23 protein-coding genes, 1 tRNA gene and 1 pseudogene are annotated in these 22,816 nt (G+C 62.8%); 12 read left to right on the top strand and 13 right to left on the bottom strand.

The window, feature by feature from the left end; genetic code table 11:
• The first annotated feature begins 44 nt into the window (after nt 1-44).
• The 5 genes and pseudogenes from fdhE to NHH73_10645 all read left to right on the top strand — a co-directional run bounded on the left by fdhE (nt 45) and on the right by NHH73_10645 (nt 6,326).
• Entirely contained in the window at nt 45-1,058 is a 1,014-nt protein-coding gene (gene fdhE, locus NHH73_10665; GenBank protein USX28708.1) for a formate dehydrogenase accessory protein FdhE, read from the top strand.
• Nucleotides 1,055-2,512: an L-seryl-tRNA(Sec) selenium transferase gene (gene selA, locus NHH73_10660; GenBank protein ID USX28707.1), complete on the top strand. Its 1,458-nt coding sequence runs from the start codon at nt 1,055-1,057 to the stop codon at nt 2,510-2,512. Before fdhE ends, selA begins: the two co-directional genes overlap by 4 nt.
• Nucleotides 2,509-4,464, top strand: a complete 1,956-nt coding sequence (gene selB, locus NHH73_10655; protein USX28706.1) for a selenocysteine-specific translation elongation factor — start codon at nt 2,509-2,511, stop codon at nt 4,462-4,464. The genes selA and selB overlap by 4 nt, the downstream gene beginning before the upstream one ends.
• A 26-nt stretch (nt 4,465-4,490) precedes the next feature.
• A tRNA-Sec gene (locus tag NHH73_10650) sits at nt 4,491-4,586 on the top strand.
• Nucleotides 4,587-4,763: 177 nt separating this feature from the next.
• Nucleotides 4,764-6,326 (top strand): annotated as a pseudogene (locus NHH73_10645) (methyl-accepting chemotaxis protein).
• A gap of 23 nt (nt 6,327-6,349) precedes the next feature.
• On the opposite strand, the gene NHH73_10640 reads toward NHH73_10645, so the two are convergent.
• A complete protein-coding gene (locus tag NHH73_10640; protein USX28705.1) occupies nt 6,350-6,616 on the bottom strand; it encodes a HigA family addiction module antitoxin in 267 nt (88 codons plus the stop codon).
• 9 nt (nt 6,617-6,625) lie between these two features.
• Nucleotides 6,626-6,904, bottom strand: coding sequence for a type II toxin-antitoxin system RelE/ParE family toxin (locus tag NHH73_10635; protein ID USX28704.1), 279 nt, complete (start codon nt 6,902-6,904; stop codon nt 6,626-6,628).
• A 275-nt stretch (nt 6,905-7,179) separates the two neighbouring features.
• Here NHH73_10635 and NHH73_10630 point away from each other — a divergent pair, with 275 nt between their 5' ends.
• Nucleotides 7,180-8,535, top strand: coding sequence for a PQQ-dependent sugar dehydrogenase (locus NHH73_10630; GenBank protein USX28703.1), 1,356 nt, complete (start codon nt 7,180-7,182; stop codon nt 8,533-8,535).
• A gap of 95 nt (nt 8,536-8,630) precedes the next feature.
• On the opposite strand, the gene udk is transcribed toward NHH73_10630, so the two are convergent.
• From udk to rpsO, 6 genes are all read right to left on the bottom strand, one after another.
• Nucleotides 8,631-9,272: a uridine kinase gene (gene udk, locus NHH73_10625; GenBank protein ID USX28702.1), complete on the bottom strand. Its 642-nt coding sequence runs from the start codon at nt 9,270-9,272 to the stop codon at nt 8,631-8,633.
• A gap of 209 nt (nt 9,273-9,481) precedes the next feature.
• Complete coding sequence (locus NHH73_10620; protein USX28701.1) at nt 9,482-9,925, bottom strand: DUF29 domain-containing protein; 444 nt, start codon at nt 9,923-9,925, stop codon at nt 9,482-9,484.
• Nucleotides 9,922-10,395 (bottom strand): DUF29 domain-containing protein, encoded by a 474-nt coding sequence (locus NHH73_10615; protein ID USX28700.1) that lies wholly within the window; start codon nt 10,393-10,395, stop codon nt 9,922-9,924. The genes NHH73_10620 and NHH73_10615 overlap by 4 nt, the downstream gene beginning before the upstream one ends.
• Before the next feature lie 2 nt (nt 10,396-10,397).
• A complete protein-coding gene (locus tag NHH73_10610; protein ID USX28699.1) occupies nt 10,398-10,817 on the bottom strand; it encodes a DUF29 domain-containing protein in 420 nt (139 codons plus the stop codon).
• A 118-nt stretch (nt 10,818-10,935) separates the two neighbouring features.
• On the bottom strand, nt 10,936-13,056 hold the full coding sequence (pnp, locus tag NHH73_10605) for a polyribonucleotide nucleotidyltransferase (GenBank protein USX28698.1): 2,121 nt from the start codon (nt 13,054-13,056) through the stop codon (nt 10,936-10,938).
• A 224-nt stretch (nt 13,057-13,280) separates the two neighbouring features.
• Nucleotides 13,281-13,550 (bottom strand): 30S ribosomal protein S15, encoded by a 270-nt coding sequence (rpsO, locus tag NHH73_10600; protein USX28697.1) that lies wholly within the window; start codon nt 13,548-13,550, stop codon nt 13,281-13,283.
• 167 nt (nt 13,551-13,717) lie between these two features.
• Between rpsO and bamE the strand changes: the two genes are divergently transcribed.
• Nucleotides 13,718-14,206 carry an outer membrane protein assembly factor BamE gene (bamE, locus tag NHH73_10595; protein ID USX28696.1) on the top strand — a complete coding sequence of 163 codons (489 nt, stop codon included), beginning with the start codon at nt 13,718-13,720 and terminating at the stop codon, nt 14,204-14,206.
• Between the two features lie 112 nt (nt 14,207-14,318).
• Entirely contained in the window at nt 14,319-15,131 is an 813-nt protein-coding gene (locus NHH73_10590) for a hypothetical protein (GenBank protein USX28695.1), read from the top strand.
• A gap of 154 nt (nt 15,132-15,285) precedes the next feature.
• Here NHH73_10590 and NHH73_10585 read toward each other — a convergent pair whose 3' ends face one another.
• From NHH73_10585 to NHH73_10570, 4 genes are all read right to left on the bottom strand, one after another.
• The gene (locus NHH73_10585; GenBank protein ID USX29606.1) at nt 15,286-16,170 is read right to left on the bottom strand and encodes a sugar kinase; all 885 of its coding nucleotides are present in this window, start codon (nt 16,168-16,170) and stop codon (nt 15,286-15,288) included.
• 59 nt (nt 16,171-16,229) lie between these two features.
• Nucleotides 16,230-17,777 carry a 2-isopropylmalate synthase gene (locus NHH73_10580; GenBank protein USX28694.1) on the bottom strand — a complete coding sequence of 516 codons (1,548 nt, stop codon included), beginning with the start codon at nt 17,775-17,777 and terminating at the stop codon, nt 16,230-16,232.
• A 71-nt stretch (nt 17,778-17,848) separates the two neighbouring features.
• On the bottom strand, nt 17,849-18,721 hold the full coding sequence (gene pssA / locus NHH73_10575; protein USX28693.1) for a CDP-diacylglycerol--serine O-phosphatidyltransferase: 873 nt from the start codon (nt 18,719-18,721) through the stop codon (nt 17,849-17,851).
• A gap of 104 nt (nt 18,722-18,825) precedes the next feature.
• A complete protein-coding gene (locus tag NHH73_10570) occupies nt 18,826-19,587 on the bottom strand; it encodes an SIMPL domain-containing protein (protein USX28692.1) in 762 nt (253 codons plus the stop codon).
• A 188-nt stretch (nt 19,588-19,775) separates the two neighbouring features.
• On the opposite strand from NHH73_10570, the gene NHH73_10565 reads away from it, so the two are divergent.
• The 4 genes from NHH73_10565 to NHH73_10550 all read left to right on the top strand — a co-directional run bounded on the left by NHH73_10565 (nt 19,776) and on the right by NHH73_10550 (nt 21,887).
• Nucleotides 19,776-20,669 (top strand): prolipoprotein diacylglyceryl transferase, encoded by an 894-nt coding sequence (locus NHH73_10565; GenBank protein ID USX28691.1) that lies wholly within the window; start codon nt 19,776-19,778, stop codon nt 20,667-20,669.
• Between the two features lie 15 nt (nt 20,670-20,684).
• A complete protein-coding gene (locus NHH73_10560) occupies nt 20,685-21,200 on the top strand; it encodes a YcxB family protein (protein ID USX28690.1) in 516 nt (171 codons plus the stop codon).
• A 2-nt stretch (nt 21,201-21,202) separates the two neighbouring features.
• Nucleotides 21,203-21,460 carry a hypothetical protein gene (locus NHH73_10555; protein ID USX28689.1) on the top strand — a complete coding sequence of 86 codons (258 nt, stop codon included), beginning with the start codon at nt 21,203-21,205 and terminating at the stop codon, nt 21,458-21,460.
• Nucleotides 21,461-21,668: 208 nt separating this feature from the next.
• The gene (locus NHH73_10550; GenBank protein ID USX28688.1) at nt 21,669-21,887 is read left to right on the top strand and encodes a hypothetical protein; all 219 of its coding nucleotides are present in this window, start codon (nt 21,669-21,671) and stop codon (nt 21,885-21,887) included.
• A gap of 76 nt (nt 21,888-21,963) precedes the next feature.
• Here the strand turns inward: NHH73_10550 and NHH73_10545 are convergent, their stop codons facing one another.
• Nucleotides 21,964-22,659 carry a PEP-CTERM sorting domain-containing protein gene (locus tag NHH73_10545; protein USX28687.1) on the bottom strand — a complete coding sequence of 232 codons (696 nt, stop codon included), beginning with the start codon at nt 22,657-22,659 and terminating at the stop codon, nt 21,964-21,966.
• Between the last annotated feature and the right edge of the window lie 157 nt (nt 22,660-22,816).

Genomic DNA, 22,816 nt, shown 5'->3' with positions numbered 1-22,816 from the left:
GCGGCCAAGATCAAAAGCGCCGCCGGCAAACTGGGAGACATCTTTTGGTACAACGTCTGCTTGAACCGGGCGAAATCGAATCGCTCGATCACAATGCCATACCGCGCCTGCTGCTGCCGCAAGCACGCAGCCTGTTCACCGCGCGCGCGGCCCGTCTGCGCCAGCTGGCAAACAATGAAATCACCGGAATTCCCGTCGCCGAATCGATGCAGGGCTACCTGCAACTGATGGCGGCGCTGGTCGACGCGCAGGCCGCCGTCGCCGCGTCGCTGCCGGCCGAGATTTTCGCACTGCCCGACGCTGCGGAGATAGCACTGTCGCTCGAACACAATATGCCGCCGCTGCCGGTCAGCGGCACCCGTCCCGCCTCGTGGCGCACCGTATTCACAGCCATCCTCGATCGACTCGAACCGCTGGCGAAAGAGCAGCCGCAGATGGCCGGCGTGCTGGCGCAGCTGCGCGAACTCGATGCCGCCCAACTGGAAGGCTGCGCCGACGCTGTGTTGGCCGAAGTGACCGAAGGCGTCGATCCGCTGCACGCACCGTTTGTCGCCGCCGCGCTGCAGGTGGTGTGGGCGATGCGCGCGAGCCAGCTCGACTCCCCTGCGGTGCAGCCGCTGGTGACCAACACCTTGTGCCCCGTGTGCGGCTCGCACCCGGTGGCCAGCGTGATCCGCATCGGCGGGCAGTCGCAAGGCTACCGCTACCTGCATTGCAGCGCCTGCGCCAGCGAATGGCACATGGTGCGGGTCAAGTGCTCATGTTGCGAGCACACCTCCAAGATCGCCTACCAAAGCCTGGAGACGGCCGAGGACAAGGCAGACGTGGTGGCGAGCGACTCCGCGCCGATCAACAAGGCCAACGACCCAAGCAAGGTGGCGCGTGCCGAGACCTGCGAGGACTGCAAAACCTACCGCAAGATCTTCAACCAGGAGCACGACTTCAACGTCGAACCGCTGGCCGACGATCTGGCCAGCCTGACACTGGACCTGCTGGTCGGCGAGGCCGGCTACGCCCGCGCCAGCGGCAACCCGCTGCTGTGGTTCAACGCCGCATGAACGGCCCAGCCAATCCGGTGAAACCTGCCGGCGCGATCCACCTGCCGGCTGTGCATCTGATCCTGTCGGATGCCGGCTGCGAGGCGCTGGTCGCCGAATACGGCCGCGCGCAAACGACGGAGGCGGCGCGCGCGCTGCTGGCCGAGTTGCGCGGCCTGCTGCTGGCGGCGCGCGATGGTTCCGGCCACGCGCCGGCCACCACCGACACCTCCATTCCCATGCTGTTGACGATGCTCGCGGCGCGCCTGCGCGAGTCCAACCGCTCGCCGCTGCGTCCCGTCTTCAACCTGACCGGCACCGTCCTGCACACCAATCTGGGACGCGCGCTGCTGCCCGACAGCGCCGTGCAGGCCGTGGCCGAGGCGCTGCGCTGGCCGATGAACCTGGAATGGGACATCGACACCGGCAAGCGCGGCGACCGCGACAACCTGGTCGAGGAACTGCTGCTGGAACTGACCGGCGCCGAAGCGGCGACCATCGTCAATAACAACGCCGCCGCCGTCCTGCTGATGCTGAACACCCTGGCGCAGGGCCGCGAGGTGATCGTCTCGCGCGGCGAGCTGGTGGAAATCGGCGGCGCCTTCCGCATCCCCGACATCATGACGCGCGCCGGCGCGGTGCTGCGCGAAGTGGGCAGCACCAACCGCACGCACCTGAAGGACTACGCCGAAGCGGCCGGCCCCCAGACCGCGCTGATGATGAAGGTCCATTGCAGTAACTACGCGATCACCGGCTTCACCAAAAGCGTGGAACTGCCGGAACTGGCGCCACTGGCGCGCAAGCACAATATCCCGACCGCCGTGGACCTGGGCAGCGGCACCCTGGTGGATCTCGAACAATACGGCCTGCCGCACGAGACCACGGTGCGCGAAACCATCGCCGGCGGCGCCGACCTGGTGACGTTCAGCGGCGACAAGCTGCTGGGCGGTCCGCAGTGCGGCATCATCGTCGGCCGCGCGGACCTGATCGCGCAGATCAAAAAGAATCCGCTCAAGCGCGCGCTGCGCGTCGGCAAACTGACGTTGGCCGCGCTGGAGCCGGTGCTGGCCTTGTACCGCGCGCCGGACCTGCTGCCGGAGCGCCTGACCACCCTGAAGCTGCTGACGCGTCCCGCCGCCGCCATGCGCGAACAGGCGCAGTCCATCCTGCCGCTGCTGCAGGACGCGCTGGGCGCGGGCTACACGGTGAGCGCGGAAGCGATGATGAGCCAGATCGGCAGCGGCGCCCTGCCCGTCGATCAGTTGCACAGCCACGGCCTGGTGGTGCGCGCCGCGCCGACGGTCCGCACCGGCAACGCGCTGGGCGTGCTCGAACAGCGCCTCCGCGCGCTGCCGCTGCCGGTGATCGGCCGCGTCTCGCAGGACGCGTTGTGGCTCGACCTGCGCTGCCTGGACCACCACCAGCAGCAGCGCTTTACAGAACAACTGCCTCTGTTGAGGCACACGCCCGCATGATCGTCGGCACGGCAGGTCACATCGACCATGGGAAAACCACGCTCACGCGCGCGCTGACGGGCGTCGACACCGACCGCCTGAAGGAAGAAAAGGCGCGCGGCATTTCCATTGAGCTGGGATACGCCTACGCGCCGCTGGCCAATGGCGACATCCTCGGCGTCATCGACGTCCCCGGTCACGAAAAATTCATCCGCACGATGGCGGCCGGCGTCACCGGCATCGACGCCGCGCTGCTGGTGATCGCCGCCGACGACGGCATCATGCCGCAGACGCTGGAGCATCTGGCCATTTTGCGGTTGCTTGGCGTGCGGCGGGGCGCGGTGGCATTGACCAAGATCGATCGCGCCGACGCGCAGCAACTGGCGCGCGTTGAAGCCGACATCGAGGCGCTGCTGGCGAACACCGATTTCGCCGGTGCGCAAATCTTCCGCACCAACGCCACCAGCGCAGGCGACGCCGGCGTGAAGGCGCTGCTGGCGCATCTGGCGACGCTGGCGACGGCGCTGCCGGCCGGCGATGAACGCCGCCTGTTCCGCCTCGGCGTCGACCGCGTGTTCACCTTGTCCGGCCAGGGCACCATCGTCACCGGCACCGCGCTGGCGGGCAGCGTGCGCGTGGGCGACACGCTGCAACTGGCGCCGGGCGAGCGGCAGATGCGGGTGCGCAGCATCCACGCGCAAAACCGCGCCGCCGACATCGGCCGCGCCGGCCAACGCCTGGCGCTCAACCTGAGCGGCGTATCGAAGGACGAGATAGCGCGCGGCAGCTGGATCGTCGCGCCGGACCTCGCGGCGTGCTCCGAGCGCATCGACGTCGAACTGACGTTGACGCCGGATAGCGGCGTCACCCTGAAGCCATGGTCGCCGCTGCATCTGCATTTGGGCGCGGCGCACCATGTGGCCAACATCGTGCCGCTGGACGGCGAGACGCTGGCGCCGGGCGGCACAGGCCGCGCGCAGCTGGTGCTCGACGCGCCGGTGCACGCGGTGCCGGGCGATCGCTTTGTGGTCCGCAACGCCCAGGCCACCGCCACCATCGGCGGCGGCGTGGTGCTCGATCCCTTCGGACCGGCGCGCAAGCGGCGCAGCGCGGCGCGGCTGGACTGGCTGCGGGCGCTGGCCGATTTCATCGATCGCAATCACGATCGGGATCAGGATCAGGATCGGGATCACGATCAAGACCGCGGCGCTGGCGGCATCGGCGCCCTGCTGGCGCGTAGCCCCCTGGGTCTGCGCATGTCGATGCTGGTGCGGCTGTCGCAACTGCCGGTGAGCGAGATCGTGGCGCCGCCGGGAACCGTCGAAGTGGCGCTGTCCGGCGGCGACGCGCTGCTGATCGCGGCGGCCGAAGTGGCGGCGCTCGAGGCGCGCATCCTCGCCGGCCTGTCCGAATTCCACGCGCGTGCGCCCGACGAGGCGGGACCGGAGCTGTGGCGCCTCAAGCGCATCGTCGCGCCGGAGATGGAGGACCGGCTGTGGAGCCGCCTGGTCGAGGCGCTGACCGGCGCCGGGCAAATCAGGCAGCGCGGCCGCAGCCTGCATCTGCCCAGCCACAGCGTGGAACTGAGCGAGGCCGAACAGACGCTGGTCCAACCGCTGCTGGTGTCCTTGCACGCGGGCCGCTTCGATCCGCCATGGGTGCGCGATCTGGAGCGCCAGCACGGGTTGCCGGAAGCCGAGGTGCGGCGTCTGCTGCTTAAACTGTCGAAGACCGGCGAAATCAGCCAGCTGGTGCCGGATCTGTTCTACCATCCGGCACCGCTGGCCGAGCTGGCGGAGTTGGTGGCGACCTTGCCTGAAGTGCAAGCCTCGTCGTTCCGCGACGCCACCGGGCTGGGACGCAAGCGCGCGATTCAAATCTTGGAGTTCTTCGATCGTGTCGGCTATACTCGGCGCGTCGGCAACGTCCACCTGATCAGGCCCAACGCGGCTTGGTCGTTCAGCGCGCAATAACGACGACAGCGCCGATAACGCACCACGGAAGGCAATCTCATCCGGTGATGGGGCCGGGCTTCAAACCCGGTGGGGGGCGTCAGACGCTCTCCTGTAAGTTCGACTCCTACTGCCTTCCGCCATTTCCCCTCCCTCCTGCCTCCACCACGCTGCTACGCGAGCGCACGTGAAACTACGTAGGTACGTCCCGCACAAATAACGTGTAAAATTACGTCTAAGAAACAGGTGTTGTCAATAATAAAATGTTGGACCTGTTGTAAATTGGTCGCAAGGACCTGCTTTAATGTAAGGAAGCACAAATGATTTTTTCCAAGATGAAGGTCGGCAAGCGGCTGGCGGTGGGCTTCGGCGCCGCCTTATTGCTGTTGCTGACGATCTCCGTGGCCAGTGAACTGACCATCCGCAGCATCGCCGCCGACACCACCAACCTGCTCGAGCAACAGCTCCAGACCGAGCGCTTGGTCACGGAATGGAAAGGCATCATCGAAGCGAACGTGCAGCGCGCGCAGGCCGCCGCCAAGACCAGTGACCCGGAGACGCAAAAGTTCTTCGAAGACGGCATCGCCCGCGCGTCCCAGCGGGTGGGCGGCGCGCAGGAGCAAATCGGCAAGCTGCTGATCGATGCGCGCGCCAAAGAGTTGTTCGCCAAAGCGCTGGAAAACCGCGCGATCTACCAGGGCCACCGCAAGGCGGCGTTCGACGCCAAGGCGCAGGGCGACATCGAGCAGGCCAACGCCATCATCGCGCAAAAATTCGTGCCCTCCGGCGATGCGTACGTGGGCAGCATCGAGGCGCTCGCCGAGCGCCAGAAAGCCTCCATCGATGAGATCGGCAACGGCATACAGCGGCGCAGCGAAGCGGCCGTCATCACCATCCTGACCCTGTCCCTGGCCTCGATCGCCGTGGCGCTCCTGCTGGGCTGGCTGATCACGCGCTCGCTGCTGACCCAGCTCGGCGGCGAGCCCGATTACGCTGCCGGCATCACCGACCGCATCGCCGCCGGCGATTTGACCGTGGATGTGGCGCTGCGCGCCAACGACCGCTCCAGCCTGCTGTTCAGCATTGCCGCGATGCGCGACCGGCTGGCCGCCATTGTCGGCGAAGTGCGCAATACCACCGACGCCGTCGCCACCGCGTCGAACGAGATCGCCAGCGGCAATATGGACTTGTCGACCCGCACCGAGCAGCAGGCCGGCTCGCTGGAGGAGACCGCCTCGTCCATGGAAGAGCTGACCTCGACCGTCAAGCAAAACACCGACTACGCGCGCCAGGCCAACCAGCTGGCGGCCAGCGCCGCCTCGGTGGCGGTGCGCGGCGGCGGCGTGGTGGCCGAGGTCGTAACGACGATGGATTCGATCAGCGCCTCGTCGCGCCGCATCGTCGACATCATCGGGGTGATCGACGGCATCGCTTTCCAGACCAACATTCTGGCGCTGAACGCGGCAGTGGAAGCGGCCCGCGCCGGCGAGCAAGGCCGTGGCTTCGCGGTGGTGGCGTCGGAAGTGCGCAACCTGGCGCAGCGTTCGGCCAGCGCCGCCAAGGACATCAAGCAGCTGATCGGCGACTCGGTCGGCAAGATCGACGACGGCGCCAAGCTGGTGGGACAGGCCGGCGACACGATGACCGAAATTGTCGCCAGCGTGCAACGCGTGAGCGACATCATGGGACAGATCGCCACCGCCAGCGGCGAGCAGGAAGCCGGCATCGAGCAGATCAACCAGGCCATCGTCGAGATGGACGGGGTGACGCAGCAAAACGCGGCGCTGGTGGAACAGGCGGCCGCTGCGGCCGATGCCTTGCAAGGCCAGTCTGGTCATCTGGCGCAGTTGGTCAGCGTGTTCAAGTTGGACGCCGCGCCGTCTCGTGGCCCGACGCTGAAATTGCGCTAATCCAGCTGTAGCGAGTCTTTTGCGACCCGGGCGTCGTAATCGGCCTGAAGATTCAACCAAAATCGGGCGGATACTTTGAAATACGTGGCCAGACTATTGGCCACGCGCTCGGTGACAGGACTTGTCCCGGAGATTAGAGCGTTGAGTTGGGCAACGGGCATGTCCAGCTCCGATGCCAACGCTATCTCTGTCAGACCGAGAGGTCGCATAAACTCCTCGCTTAAAATTTCGCCAGGGTGAATTTCCTCTGCTCTGGTATCCATTACCTGCTCCTAATGATAGTCGACGATCTCAAGATCGTAGACATCGCCATTACGCCATCGAAAGCAAATACGCCACTGATCGTTGATCCGAATGCTGTGTTGGCCAAGCCGCCTGCCGGCTAGAGTTTCAAGTCGATTACCAGGTACGGAGCCTAGCTCGTTCAAGGTCGTCGCGGCGTCAATCATCAACAGTTTTCGTCGCGCCACCTTCTCGATGTGGCGCAGGCGCAGCACAGTTCGCCTCGTAAACAGCTTTTCCGTGTCCCTACTCGCGAAGGAACGAATCATAATAAAAATACCCCACCTGACGAGGATTTACAAACGATTCATTCGACGATAGTGCGGAATTCACCCGAACGGTTTGATGCTAACTAAGCTTAAGCGCCGACGATAGCGTTGCCATTGTCAGGGCAGAATTGATGACTCCGATGACGTTCAACACGCAATAAATGGCACAATACGGCTTCGTTGACCCTGGGATAACTATGAAAAAGATCGCATTTCCCGCCGCCGCTATCACTCTAGCCTTCACCTCTTTCGCTTCTTACGCCGCGGCACCGTCTGTGGCCGCTGAAAAACTATATCAGGCCAATTGCGCCGCCTGCCATGGCGTCAAGATGGAGGGCGGCATCGGTCCGACCCTGGGCAAGCACACCTGGCTGCACGGCGAGCCGACCAAAGCCAACCTGATCAAGGTGATCAGCAAGGGCGTTCCGGAAAAGAATATGCCGGCCTGGTCGCCCGCGCTGAGTGCGCCGCAGATCGCGCTGTTGGCAGACTATATCGCCGCCAGCGCCAATAAACCGATCCTTGCAGCCGCCGCGACCACTTTGGCTGCCGCCGCGCCTGCGGCTGCCGCCAAGGCCCCCCCCGCCCCCGACGGCATCGACCTGAGCGGCTTCAAGCTGCCTAAAGGTTTCAGCATCAGCGTCTACGCCAGCCAGGTCGACGCGGCGCGCAGCATGGCCGTGTCCGACAGCGGCATCGTTTATGTCGGCTCCCGCAAGGCCGGCAAGGTGTATGCGCTAGTGCCGCGCGGCGACAAGCAGAGCGCAGAGGTGGTCACCATCGCCTCCGGGCTTGAAAATCCGATCGGCGTCACCCTGCTCAACGGCGCGCTGTACGTCGGCGAGATCAGCCGCGTGATCCGCTTCGACAACATCGACAAGCGCTACGCGCAAAAGCCGTCGTACGAAGTGGTCAAGGTCGATCTGCCGAACGACAAATGGCATGGCGAAAAGGTCATCAAGGCCGGTCCGGATGGCAAGCTGTATATTCCAGTGGGCGCGCCCTGCAACATTTGCGATACCGACGACACCAAGCACGCCAAGATCTACCGCATGAACGCCGACGGCAGCGGGCTGGAGGAGTATGCGCGCGGCATCCGCAATACGGTCGGCTTCGCTTTCCATCCCACGACCAAGGCGCTGTGGTTCACCGATAACGGCCGCGACGAGATGGGCGACAACACGCCATCATGCGAGCTCAACATCGCGCCCAAGGCCGGCCTGCATTTCGGTTTCCCGTACTGCCACGGCGGCGTGGTGCCGGACCCGGCTTTCGCCAAGGGCCGCAGCTGCGAGGAATTTGTCGAGCCGGTCGCCAAGCTGGGGCCGCACGTGGCGCCGCTGGGCTTGACGTTCTACACTGGCAAGCAATTCCCGGAGGCCTACCGCAACAACGTCTATATCGCCGAGCACGGCTCGTGGAACCGCACCACCAAAAGCGGTTACAGCGTGCGCTTGATTACCTTATATGACAGCAAGGTTGTCAGCGATACGGCGTTCATTGATGGCTTCTTGCGCGGAGAGCAAGTGGTGGCGCGCCCGGTCGATGTGGTCACCCTGGCCGACGGTTCGATGCTGGTATCTGATGACTTCGGCGGACGCATTTTCCGTGTGACATACGACGGCAAGTAATTCGTGACGCGCCGCTGTTCGGGCGCCGATGTTGTCGATATCCAGTTGGGACCATCGACCGGCGCGAAGAAGCGAGGCTTGCTGCTCTGTTCGACTCAGGACCGCTTCAGCTGGCCGATGACGCTGGCCACCTTGGTGGTGATCACATCGATGGCGGGACCGTTTGCGCCATGCGGAATAATGACATCGGCGTGACGTTTGGTTGGCTCGATGAATTGCTTGTGCATTGGGCGCACAGTCTCCAGATACTGGCCGACGACGCTTTCGACCGAGCGGCCGCGTTCGTTGATATCCCTTTGCAGGCGGCGGATGAAGCGCACGTCGGAGGCGGTGTCGACAAAAATCTTCAGCGACATCATTTTGCGCAAGTCCGCGTCATACAAGGCGAACAGGCCCTCGACAACGATGACCGGGGCCGGTTTGACTGGAATGGTCCGGTTGGAGCGATTGTCCTGCGTGAAGTCATACTCGGGCATCTCGATCGCTTCGCCATTACGCAAGGCTTTGACGTGCTGCACCAGCAAAGGCCAGTCGAAGGCCTGAGGATGATCATAGTTCTGCTGGCGGCGGACTTCTGGTGTGAGATGGGATTGGTCGCAGTAGTAGTCGTCCTGCATGACAACCGAGACCATCTCGGCGCCGAACGACGCGAGCACTTGCTGGGATACTGTTGACTTGCCACTGCCGCTTCCGCCGGCGACACCAATGACAAAAGGATGGGAAGAAATCTTATTCATGCCGAATGATACCGGAACCGCGAGCGAACCGACAGTGGCTGGCTGATTCCAAAATGAAGCATTCGGCGATCCGGCCAGGCCTTCGCAGGCCTATGGCGGCCAACTCGCACCATAGACCGGCGCGAAGAAGCGAGGCTTGCTGCTCAGCCCATGCGATGACGTTGTCCTCATATCAATTGCTCATTTTTAAACTCCCGATCAGTCAGCCATTAGTTCGTCTCGGGCAGATAATCTTGCGACAACACCTGCTCAACGCTCCAGGGCATCGCGGCCGGTAAATCGGCGATTTCCAGATGCGCCTCGTGGACGGCAAGTTCAAGCGCGTCCTCCCACACTTCGACCAGCCACTCTTCGCTACCAAACAAGCGCCTGAGGCTTGGCATGCGATGAAGTAGCTTGGCAATCCGGTCGCGCTGATTGCGGATGGTGCATTCCCAGCTGGCGCCGCGTCGGGCCGGCTGATACCGCCACTTGAGCAAATGTCCCAATAGCTTTGTCATGCGATGGGCCAGTTGATGCCGGTGGCTGATGTTCATATCCTCGATCTCCTCGGCGATACCCTCGACGTCGAGCAGGTCCCAGCGGTGCGCCCGCAGCAGCGCCACCTGTCGCTCAGCCCAGGCGGCAACGTCGTCTTCGTAGCGGATGCTCATGATCGCCCCTTGTGGCCCGATTCAGCGGTCGACGCCGCTGGCGGCGGAAAGAAGTCAAAGTCCATCACCTCGCCGAGCTTCCAAGGTAGCTCAGCGGGCAGATTCTTTAGCCCTGCTTCATGTTCAGCACCCCGGACAGCGCGCTGGTAAGTCGTTGCCAGCCAGGCGGGGTTCTCGAGCAACCCTCGAAGGCTTGGACTATCTTCAAGCGCATCTTCGATGGCTGAGCGTTGCATGCCGATCGTTCGAGTCCAACTTCCTCCGCGCCGGACGGGTTGATAGGCCCATTTCAACAAATGCGCCAGCAAGACCACCATATGATTGCGCAACGCGCGCTTGTCGCTCTTGCCCACATCCTCGATCTCCTCGGCGATGTTGTCGACGTCAACCAGCGACCACTGGCGCGTGCGTATCAGTGCGGCCTGCTGCTCGGCCCAGGCAACCACATCATCGTCATACAGCGTACCCATTGCTAATCCTCCTGCAATGCCTCGTCCAGTGTCCACGGGCTAAACTCCGGCAAATCGTCCAATGCGGCCTCCTTGACGGCGAGAATCACCGCATCGCGCCAGACGTCTTCCGCAAAGTCCGGATCCGTCATCAGTTTGCGTAGACCGGGGGTGTGGCGCAGTAACTTCCGCACCTGCGCCCGTTGCTCACGGATCGTTCTAATCCAGCTGGAGCCACATCGGTCCGGCTGATAGCGGCACTTGATCAGATGCTCGACCAGCACCGCCATGCGATGGCAAAACGCGCGTTTTTCGCTCTTGCCCACATCCTCGATCTCCGCGGCGATGTTGTCGATATCCAGTCGCCCCCACTGCCCCGAGCGCAGCAACCCCGCCTGCTGATCGGCCCAAGCGATAACATCTTCGTCGTAAAGCGTGCTCATGCCACCTCCTCCAACCGCACACCTGGAGTTGGACCGGCGCCATGATCAAAAGTTCAAGACGAAAAAAAACCGCGCCGTGTGCAAGCACAGGGCGCGGTTTTAGCGGACTAGTCGTGGATTAGTTTGCTGCGGCGGCCGCTTCTTCAGCGGCTGCTTTCATCGACAGCTTCAGGCGGCCGCGGTCGTCGGTTTCCAGAACCTTGACGCGCACTGCCTGGCCTTCTTTCAGGTAATCGGCAACGGCGTTGACGCGCTCGTTGGCGATTTGCGAGATGTGCAGCAGACCATCTTTACCTGGCATGACCTGGACGATCGCGCCGAAGTCCAGCAGCTTCAACACCACGCCGTCGTAGGTCTTGCCCACTTCGACCGAGGCGGTCAGCTCTTCGATGCGACGCTTGGCTTCCTGGCCGGCGGCGGCGTCGACGGAGGCGATGGTGACCACGCCTTCGTCGCTGATGTCGATCTGCGTGCCGGTCTCTTCGGTCAGCGCGCGGATGACGGCGCCGCCCTTGCCGATGACGTCACGGATCTTCTCAGGATTGATCTTGATGGTGATCAGGCGCGGCGCGAAATCGGACAGTTCCGTTTTCACGTGCGGCATGGCTTTTTGCATTTCGCCCAGGATGTGCTCGCGGCCTTCCTTGGCTTGCGCCAGTGCCACTTGCATGATTTCCTTGGTGATGCCCATGATCTTGATGTCCATCTGCAGCGCGGTGATACCGTTGCGGGTGCCGGCGACCTTGAAGTCCATGTCGCCCAGGTGATCTTCATCGCCCAGGATGTCCGACAGCACGGCGAACTTGCCGCCTTCCTTGATCAAGCCCATCGCGATACCGGCGACGTGCTCTTTCATTGGAACGCCGGCGTCCATCAGCGCCAGGCAGCCGCCGCAGACCGAAGCCATCGACGACGAACCGTTCGATTCGGTGATTTCCGACACCAGGCGCACGGAGTAGCTGAACTCTTCCGGTGCAGGCAGCGCGGCGATCAGCGCGCGCTTGGCCAGACGGCCGTGACCGATCTCGCGGCGCTTCGGCGTACCGACGCGGCCGGTTTCGCCGGTGGCGAACGGTGGCATGTTGTAGTGCAGCATGAACGAGTCGGTGAACTCGCCCATCAGCGCGTCGATTTTCTGGCTGTCGCGGGCGGTGCCCAGGGTGGCGACGACCAGCGCCTGCGTTTCACCGCGGGTGAACAGGGCCGAGCCGTGGGTGCGCGGCAGCACCGAGGTGCGGATCGAGATCGGACGCACGGTGCGGGTGTCGCGGCCGTCGATGCGTGGCTCGCCGTCCAGGATCTGGGTGCGGACGATTTTCGCTTCGATGTCGAACAGGATGTTGTTCACTTCGGCCGAATCGATCGGCGCGGCGCCGGCGGCGGCCGCTTCAGCGGACAGGTCGGCCAGCACTTCGCTGGTGGCGGCCTTGAGCTTGGCGGTGCGCTCTTGCTTGTCTTTGGTCTGGTAGGCTTCGTTGATCTTGCTGGCGGCGAAATGCGTCACGCGGCCGATCAGGGCTTCGTTTTTCGCTGGCGGAACCCATTCGACTTCCGGCTTGCCGCCGTCGCGCACCAGCTCGTGGATCGCGTCGATGACCGCTTTCATTTCGGTGTGGCCGAAGACGACGGCGCCGAGCATGATTTCTTCGGACAGCTGCTGGGCTTCCGATTCGACCATCAGCACGGCCGTTTCGGTACCGGCGACAACCAGGTCCATCTGCGAGGTCTTCAGCTGTTCGACGGTCGGGTTCAGGATGTACTGGCCGTTGGCGTAGCCGACGCGCGCGGCGCCGACCGGGCCGTTGAATGGCACGCCCGACACGCACAGGGCGGCCGATGCGCCGATCATGGCGGCGATGTCCGGGTCGATCTCAGGATTGACCGACAGCACGTGAATGATGACTTGCACTTCGTTCAGGTAGCCTTCAGGGAACAGCGGACGGATAGGACGGTCGATCAGACGGGACGTCAGCGTTTCTTTTTCCGAAGGACGGCCTTCGCGCTTGAAGAAACCGCCCGGGATTTTACCGGCAGCGTAGGTTTTTTCGACGTAATCGACGGTCAGCGGGAAGAAATCCTGACCTGGCTTGGCATCTTTGCGTGCCACAACCGTTGCCAGCACGACGGTGTCTTCGATCGACACCATCACCGCGCCGGATGCCTGGCGAGCGATTTCGCCGGTTTCCAGGGTCACGGTGTGTTGGCCGTACTGGAAGGTTTTCGTAACTTTGTTAAACATGGGTAATCCCTTTCTATTTGCCGACAGATTTTCAGGGGCTGTCGTTCACCTCACCACAGACGGCATACCCGCCGTCTTTGCTACACTTGCTAAAAAAACAGGAATTCCATGCTGCACTGCCAAGACCAAGTTCCGCCTAGCAAGTTTTCACCCGCGAAAATGACAAAATGCCCGCGACAGACAAACTGGCGCAGGCATTTCGATTAAGCCGGATGACGCAAATATTACTTACGCAGGCCCAGTTTAGCGATCAGATCGCGATAACGGGTTGCATCTTTGCCCTTCAGGTACGACAGCAGGCTCTTACGACGGTTAACCATCATAATCAGACCACGACGGGAGTGGTGATCCTTGCTGTGGGCCTTGAAGTGGCCGTTCAGTTCGTTGATGCGTGCGGTCAGCAGTGCAACTTGCACTTCTGGCGAGCCGGTGTCTTTTTGACCACGGGCGTTGTCCGCGATGATCGCGGCTTTGTTGATGTTTTCTACGGTCATGATATTTACCTTTAACATGCGGTGCGCGGAGTCTGAACCCTGCACACCGTGAACTTCAAAAAAAACCGGTCCGAAGACCAGACCCGAAAGTATAGCGGAAAAAGCGCCGCGTGTATCCCGGCTTGGCTACAATTTGTCATCTTCCCTCCTCTATTTGGAGCTGCGACATGAAAACACTGTTCGTTATGGCAACTTTTTGCGGCGTCCTGACCGGCTGCGCCACGATGTTCGGCCCGCCGCCGGCGCCGGGCGACAGCACCCAAGTGGTTCAATCCAAGCTGGGCCGGCCCACCGGCATCTATAAAAACGGACCCGACACGATGCTCGAATACGCCATGGGGCCGTTGGGCCAGTACACCTGGATGGCGCGCATCGGCCCGGACGATCGGCTGGTCTCGTACGAGCAGGTGCTGACCAACGCCAAGTTCGGCACCATCAAAATCGGCCGCGACACCAAGGACAGCGTGCTGGGCATCCTCGGCCGCCCTTCCAAGCAGGTGCGCTACTACAGCGTCGACGGCGACGTCTGGCAATACCGCTATAAGGAAAGCGATGTGTGGAACTCGCTGATGGACGTGCAGTTCGACCGCAACGGCGTGGTGCAGGCCCTCGTCAACGGGCCCGACGAGGAACGCGAACCGCGCTGGCTGCGCTAACCCGCTTGGTAGGAGCAGTCCCACGCGCACCAAAGAAGTGCGCCGACGTGAAATGTTTCTCGCGGTTGCTATGATTTCTCCATATCAAAACGCAACCCACTTCGGAGAATTCATGTCTTTACGTACGCCTTCCGCACGCCACGCAATCTATGCAGCCACGCTTATCGCGCTGAGCACAGCCACCGCGATGGCCTGGGCGGAACCATCACCGGCGCTGGACCGCGCCAGCCTGTCCGTCGGCGCCTTCTACACCGAACCGCGCATCAAGGTCGAAGGCGACACCAACTATGGCCGCATCGACACCGGCACCTACAAATCCGATAACGTGACCTTGCCGCGCGCTAAAGCGAGCGTGCTGATCGGCGATTCGCACGGTTTCGACTTCGATTACTACCGCTACGATAAAGAGTACAACCCCGGCCTGACCGGCAGCACCAACATCAACGGGTTGCCGCTGACGGGCAACGGCAAGCTTAACGCCAAGCTGAAGCTGGACCTGGCCAATGTCGCATATAAGTGGTGGCTGGGCAGCGGCGCGGACGTGTTTGGCGTGGGCGTGGGCGCGGCCTACTATCGCGCGCGCATCGATGGCACCGCGAATGGGGTGTTGAACGGCATTAGCGGCAATGCGCGCTATTCGGAGAATGAAAGCGCTTATGCGCCGCTGGTGGAACTGGGCTGGCGCCATCAGTTCTCGCCGCAGGTGCGCATGTATGCGGATGCCAACGGGATCAAGAAGAATAGCGGCAATATCCAGGGCCATATTTATGGCGGCGCCGTCGGCGTGGAATGGTATGTGACGCCGATGGTGGGCGTGGTGGCCGAGTACAGCGCATCGAAGATCAGCCTGCGCCGCGAACGCGACGATCTGGCGGTGAATATTCGTTTGAACGGACCGGCGGCCTACCTCAAGGTGCGCTTTTAAGTAGGGCGGATTAGCGTAGCGTAATCCGCCATGAGCCGCCGATGGCGCATGCATGGCGGATTACGGCGTTCGCCTAATCCGCCCTACGTGTCTCCAGAATGGAGCTTGGTTTTGTGAACAGCCCGGCCAGGCGGCATTGCCGCTGGCCGGCATTTTATGCCAGCGCCGCGCGCACTTGCGCGGCGCTCGGTATCGGCGCCACGGCGCCATGTCCCTGCGTCGAAAGCGCGGCGCTAACGTTGGCGTACCTTACCGCGTCGCCCAGCGCATCCCCCGCCGCCAGGCGCGCCAGCAGGCTGCCATCGAAACAATCCCCCGCTCCCGTCGCATCCACGGCCCGTACCGGATAGCCTTCGGCCAATCGCGGCGCTTCGCCCTCTTCCGCATACCACGCGCCCTTCGGGCCCGTCTTCAACACCACCGACCGCGCACCCTGCGCGCGGCACCACGCGAACATCGTCTCCACATCGTCGGTGCCGGCCAGCGCTACCGCCTCGTCCAGGCTGGGCATGAACAGATCGGTCATGCCGATGGTCGCGCCCATGACGGCGCGCGCACGCGCCAAAGGCCACAGCGACAGACGCAGATTCGGATCGAAGCTCACTTTTACACCCGCGCGGCGCGCAATGTCGATCGCGGCGAACACCGTGTCGCAGGCGCCGGCCGATATCGCCTGCGAGATGCCCGACACATGCAGCCAGCGCGCCGATTCGATCAGGCTCAAATCCATCGTGCGCGCCTGCATGCGGCTGGCCGCCGAGCCGGCGCGCAGATAGCTGAACGCGTGGCCATCGGGACCGTGGGTGACGAAATACAGGCCGGTGGGCGCATCGGCGTCGCGTGAGACGGCGCTGATATCGACACCCTCGGCACGCCACAAGTCGAGCAGCATCCCGCCAAATGCATCTTCACCGACGCGTGTCAGATACGCGGTGCGCGCGCCTTGCCGGCTGGCGGCGATCACCGCGTTCGACGTGTCGCCGCCAAAGCCCTGGCGGTAGTTTGCTTCGCCTGGTGTGGCCTGGTTGAACTCCACCATGGCCTCGCCCAGCGCAACGATGTCAAAACGCTTTTCAAAATCTTTTGCCACTCAAAACCTCATGGTTGCGGGTTGACACGCTCGATCTTCGAGTGCAGTTTGTTCAGTGCCGACAGGTAGGCCTTGGCCGACGCGACGATGATGTCCGGATCGGCGCCGACGCCGTTGACGATGCGCCCCTCCTTCGACAGTCGCATCGTCACCTCGCCCTGCGACTGGGTGCCGGTGCTGATGGCGTTGACCGAGAACAGCACCAGCTCGGCGCCGCTGCCGACCTCCGATTCGATGGCGTTGACGGTGGCGTCCACCGGGCCGTCGCCCTTGCCTTCGGAGGTGTGCTCTTCGCCGTCGATGAAGAACACCACCCTGGCGCTCGGCGTCTGGCCGGTGTTCGATTGCTGCGACAGCGACGAAAACCGATAGAACTCGCGTTCCTGCGACTGCTGCTCGTCCGAGACCAGCGCCAAAATATCCTCGTCGAAGATGTCGGATTTGCGGTCGGCCAGTTCCTTGAAGCGGATGAAGGCGGCGTTGACCTCCGTTTCCGATTCCAGGTCGATGCCCAGCTCCTGCAAGCGCTGCTTGAAGGCGTTGCGGCCGGACAGCTTGCCCAGCACGATCTTGGTGGCGGCCCAGCCGACATCCTCGGCGCGCATGATCTCGTAGGTCTCGCGCGACTTGAGCATGCCGTCCTGGTGGATGCCGGAGGCGTGCGCGAAGGCGTTGGCGCCCACCACGGCCTTGTTGGGCTGCACCGCGAAGCCGGTGATCTGCGACACCATCTTCGACGCCGCCACGATCTGCGTGGTGTCGATGCCGCATTCCAGGTTGTAGTAGCCGCCGCGCGTGCGCAGCGCCATCACCACCTCCTCCAGCGCGGTGTTGCCGGCGCGCTCACCGAGGCCGTTGATGGTGCATTCGATCTGGCGCGCGCCGCCGATCATCACGCCGGCCAGCGAATTGGCCACCGCCAGTCCCAGGTCGTTGTGGCAGTGGACCGACCACACCGCCTTGTCCGAGTTGGGGATGCGCTCGCGCAGGCGGCGAATGGTCTCGCCGAAGATCTCCGGCACCGCGTAGCCGACGGTGTCGGGGAAGTTGATCGTCGTCGCGCCTTCTGCGATCACGCCCTCCAGCACGCGGCACAGGAAGTCCTCGTCCGAGCGGCTGCCGTCCTCCGGGCTGAATTCGATATCGTCGGTGTGCTGGCGGGCGAAGCGCACCGCGTTCCTGGCCTGCTCCAGCACCTGGTCGGGCAGCATGCGCAGCTTCATCTCCATATGCAGATTGGAGGTGGCGATAAAGGTGTGGATGCGTTTGCGTTCGGCCGGCGCCAGCGCCTCGGCGGCGCGGGCGATATCGCGGTCGTTGGCGCGCGAGAGCGAGCAGATGGTCGATTCGCGCACCACCGAGGCGATCGCCTTGATGGATTCGAAGTCGCCCTGCGAGGCGGCGGCGAAGCCGGCTTCGATGACATCCACCCGCAGGCGTTCGAGCTGCTTGGCGATGCGGACCTTTTCGTCCCTGGTCATCGAGGCGCCGGGCGATTGCTCGCCGTCGCGCAGGGTGGTGTCGAAGATGATCAGGCGGTTGGATGAGTTGTTCATAGTAGCTCCGTTGCTGTGGCTGCGTTGCTTGAAAATGCCCAGGGCCTACCGCCCGTGTGTTGAAGTCCCGGTTAGCGACGCTCGCTCGGATCGTCGCTGTCGATCTCGGTCTGGATCAGGCTCACCGGCTTGCCCTTCGCAAGCCGCCACACCAGCACCGCGTAGCCGGACAGGCCATACGCGATAAAGATCGGGAACAGCACCTTCGGCGGGTCGATCGACACCAGCGCAAACACCAGCGCGATCAGGAACACGGCGATGAACGGCACCGACTTGCGGAAGTTGACGTCCTTGAAGCTGTAGAACGGCACATTGGTCACCATCGACAGGCCGGCGAAGAGGGCAACGCCCCACGAGATCCAGTCCAGCTCCAGGCCGGAGACCTCCTGGTCGACCATCAGCAGGATGAAGCCGGCCACCAGCCCCGCGGCCGACGGCGACGGCAGCCCCTGGAAGAAGCGCTTGTCGACCACCTCGATATTGGTGTTGAAACGCGCCAGGCGCAAGGCGGCGCCGGCGCAGTAGACGAAGGCGGCGATCCAGCCCAGCTTGCCGAGGCCGCGCAGCGACCATTCGTAGATCACCAGCGCCGGCGCGGCGCCGAAGGACACCATGTCCGACAGGCTGTCGTACTGGGCGCCGAATTCGCTCTGGGTGTTGGTCAGGCGCGCCACGCGGCCGTCCAGGCCGTCGAGCACCATGGCGATGAAAATCGCCCAGGCCGAATGTTCGAACTTCTGGTTCATCGCCATGACGATGGCGTAGAAGCCGCAGAACAGCGCGGCGGTGGTGAAGGCGTTCGGCAGCAGGTAAATCCCCCGGTGACGCGGCTTGTCGAGGCCCTCGCCCCTGGCGCGGCGCGCAAAACGGCTGAAGCGCGACGTCTTGGGCAGTTTGGCTTGGGCGGCGACGTTTTTAGCGCGGCGGCGGGGAAAATTCGGCATAGGGTTCCATTCTCATTATGTGGTCTTGCTGCGCCATCATTATAGAGGAGCCGACAATAAAAAAGGGGGATGGCGCCCCATCCCCCTATTCTGCACAACTTTGCTTATTTGAAGCGCACTTTGCCGACGAGATGCATCTGCAAGGTGGTTTCGCCCGGCTCGAAACTCGGTTCGGCGACGTCGACGCTGTCAGCCATCTTGGCGCGCATCATCATCGGCGCCGGCGCTGAGGCGCGTTCCTGCGCATAATTGCCCGAGCCTTCGAAGTCGACAGTGTCGAGCACGGCGTCGCCGACCTTGCGGCCCATGGCGTTGGCGATCGAGTTGATGCGCTCGTTCAGGTTTTTATAGGTGGCGGCGATGCGCTCGTCGTCCAGTTTTTTGGTCGTTTCCGGCGTCAGGCCGAACTGCAGGCCGTTCAGGGTCAGTACCTTCTGGGCGGCGGCGACGGTTTTCGGCAGCTTGTCGAGGCTGGTGGTGGTCACTTCCAGGTACTGGCCCACGCGCCACGCGGTCGGCACGCGCTGCTTCGGCATCTGGCCGTTTGGCAGCGGACGGTCTTCCGGATACACGGGATAGGTGTAGTAGCCCTGTGTTTTAAGCTTGGCTTGCGGATCGGCCGCCTTGACGATGTCGAGGCCCTGCTTCATCTTCTGGTTGACGCGCGAGGCGGCGGCGGCCTTATCCTTGTCCTGCTCTTCGACCGCCAGGGTGGCAATGACTTGATCGTTGGCGTGTTTGACTTCGCCGAAGGCCGGCACCACCACCAGCGTGCCGGTGGTCGGCAGCGCATCGGCCGGCGCGGCGTGGGCGGCGAGCGCGAAGGAGACGGCAGCGGCTGCGGCGAGATTTTTCATTACGGTCATTGCGGACTCCAAAGTTGAGATTACGACAAGGCGAACTTTACCTGAATTTAACCGGGGCACATGTAAGACATGGTGAGTGTTTGTAACATTTCTGGTGGGCCATAAAGTTATGCTAGAGTGATTGACTGTGCATGAATGACATCTCGACAAGATTGAATCGGGAATCAACGCGAAGTTGAAGGACTCTAATGTCATATCCATTTTTGGGCGATGTGGTCAAGGACTTGACCGGCTACGACATCCCGCTGCCGCTTGCGACGTTCGGGCTGTTCGTCGCGCTCGGCGCCTTGGTGGCTGGAGCGTGCTTCCACGCCGAACTGGCCCGTCTGTACCGCTCAGGCAAGATCCGCGCGGCATGGGTTCGGGGAGCCGAGGTGCCGCCGCAACAAGTGGTCAGCGACTTCATGGTGGTGGTGATGATCGCCGGCGTGGCCGGTGCGCGCCTGTTCCACATCCTTGAACACACGGGCCAGTTCATGGCCGATCCGCTGAGCATGATCTTCACGCGCTCGGGACTGAGTATTTTCGGCGGGCTGATTGTCGGCACCCTGGCCGGCATGGTTTGCGTACGGCGCTGGCGCCTGCCGGTGCGCCCGCTGCTCGACGCGGCGGCGCCGGCCATGATGATCGGCTATGCGGTCGGGCGCATCGGCTGCCAGGTGTCGGGCGACGGCGACTGGGGCACGGTGGCCAATATGGCGCTCAAGCCGGACTGGCTGCCGACGTGGTTCTGGGCGCAAACCTACGACAACAACATCTTCGGCCAAGTGATCGCCGCACCCGGTGCGTATCCGGCGCCGATCTACGAGACGGCGATGGCGGCGGTGTGCTTCGTGGTGCTGTGGGCGCTGCGCCGGCACCCGTTCCGCACCGGTTGGCTGTTTTCGGTGTACCTGATACTGGCCGGCGTGGAGCGCCTGCTGATCGAACAGATCCGCGTCAATCCCGTGTTCGATGTGCTTGGCATGAAGGCCACGCAGGCGGAGATGATCGCCGTCGTGTTGATCGTGCTGGGACTGGTCGGCGCGGTACTGCTGGGCCAGCGGCAAAGTGCCGATGACAAGCTGCTCAATCCAAGCTGAGAGAGGACAACTGACATGTGGTTCAGCCACCCCAAGCCTTTCATCCGCAGAGCCGTCGCCATGCAGATGGCCGAACATAAGAAACTGCCGCCGCCGGATACGACGACGATCACGATCGAGCACGAGGATATGTCCATCCCCGAGCTAACGCGCCAGGCCGGCACGGCAGCCGATAGCGCCGTGCCAATCCGCCTTAGCGTCACGCTGCAGTTGCGGGAATATCTTGATTTCCGGTGGGCGAGCAACCGGTCGGGCAAAAAAAGGATGCGCCTGCCCGATACGGTGGCCGGCGCGCTGTGGTACTACCTGCGCGTGCGCAATGCGGCCGCGAGCGCGATTGATATCGACGAGCAGCAGATCACACGAAGCGGCGCCGGCGGCACCTCGGTCTGGAGCTGGCGCGACGTGCGCGAGGTCCGCCCCAACCCCACCGGCTACCTGGTGCGGCTGGCCGATACGTCGATGCCCATCCCCTACCGCCTGTTGAGCGCCGATCAGCGCGCCCGCTTCAGGGCGATGATCCGGAGGTAGCCATGGCGCTTGATTTCATCGGCGAAGTACTGGTGCGGATAGGCATCGAAGCGTTCGCCTACGGCACCGGCCGGGTCGTCATTCCGGTGCTGTCATTGGGCAAGGCGCGCGTCGACAAGTGGAACGCGCGGAGATACATCACAACGTTCGAATGGTGGTGGCGCGAAGACGGGCAAGTGGTGTTCAGCGGCGAAACCGCCGCATTCATCGGGGTGTTGTTTTGGATCGCTCTCATCGTCGCTGTCAGTGTAATTTTCTGAATAGCGCCAAATCGAAGTGGACTCAAGCCACAGCCTTCTTCGATTCAGTTCCAGTGACACCGATCAATGCCTGCTGTCGGTGCCGGACCGAAAATTACACATCCGCGACGTCTGCCCCGATTGCTGACGTCGCTTGAAGTTTACGCCTCATCTTCCTACACTAACCTTATGCTGATCACGTTCGATCCAGTCAGTATGAGGAAAGCCAATGAACGCGAAATATCCCGTATCGCACCCTCCCTTGGGCTCTGATCTGGCCGGCGTCGACGCCCACGAGATCCAGCCTGAGGAGTATGAGGAAATTCCCGAGTTGACCGAAGAAATGCTGGCCATCGCTGTTATCAAGAAACCAGTTAGCGGTTCGTCGCCCGTCTACGTCAACGCGCCTATGCCTCACAAAGAACCAAATAACGATGATCCGGTTTAATTCCGCAGGATCATCTTGCGTTGCAATGCAAAAAGCCGGCTCCCGCCGGCTTTTGCGCAATGAAGAAGCTGCCCAATTACCGCTTGGCGCCGTTCGCGCGCTTGCGCCCCGCCAGCCCCAGCAAGCCCAACCCGAGGCCGAACATGGCATAAGTGGACGGCTCCGGCACGGCCGACACCGCCGTGTTAAAGGTGATGTTATCAACCCCCACCCAATCTTCAAAGGAGCCATTGTTGATGACAACGCTTGTGATCGGCGTGGCGCTGTTGAAGCTGAGCGTGAACTGGCCCGTATCGACCGCGCTGCTCGCCGTGCCCAGCAAGGTCGAGCCGTTGTAGGCGTAGATGGCGACATGTTCCGGAATATAGACGCCGGCGAAGTCGATGCTGAATGACGTCACGCCCTGGCTGAAGTTAGCGGCAAAACTGGGGTCGCCGTTTTCAAAATACCAGCCGAAAAAGCTGTGCAAGACGTTACCGCTGACCAGCGGCGGGGCGCCCACGCCGCCAACGTCGAAGCCGTCGGACGATACGATCGTCATGTCCGTGTTGGTGGCCCAGTTGCCGGAGGGTCCGCCGGGACCCGAGAACGCATTGGGGGCGAAGGTCACGCCGTAGGCGGCATATTGATTGCCCAGCGTTTCGCCTTCGGCCAGCCCGCCGATCGGATCGTCGGCGTCGAAGGTGATACGGACAGGGTCGGCGGAGGCGGTGGCGGACAGCAGGCACAGCGCGACGGTGGCGGCCAGCGTTGAATATTTAAACATTGTCATCGTTACTCCATCATCAGGTGGATAAAGCGGGCGGCTTCCGACGCGGAAAGCCACGCGCGCACGACGAGAGAGAATTTCAAATCTCGCAACTAATTATAAAAATACTATTAAACAAAAGTCTACTTAAATCGCTGCGGCGCAGCAAATAAGCGTCGCC

The sequence above is a fragment of the Oxalobacteraceae bacterium OTU3CINTB1 genome (genome assembly GCA_024123955.1).
GTDB lineage: Bacteria > Pseudomonadota > Gammaproteobacteria > Burkholderiales > Burkholderiaceae_D > Rugamonas.
Note: the sequence above shows the minus strand (reverse complement) of the source record. Positions and strands in the feature narration are given on the sequence as shown.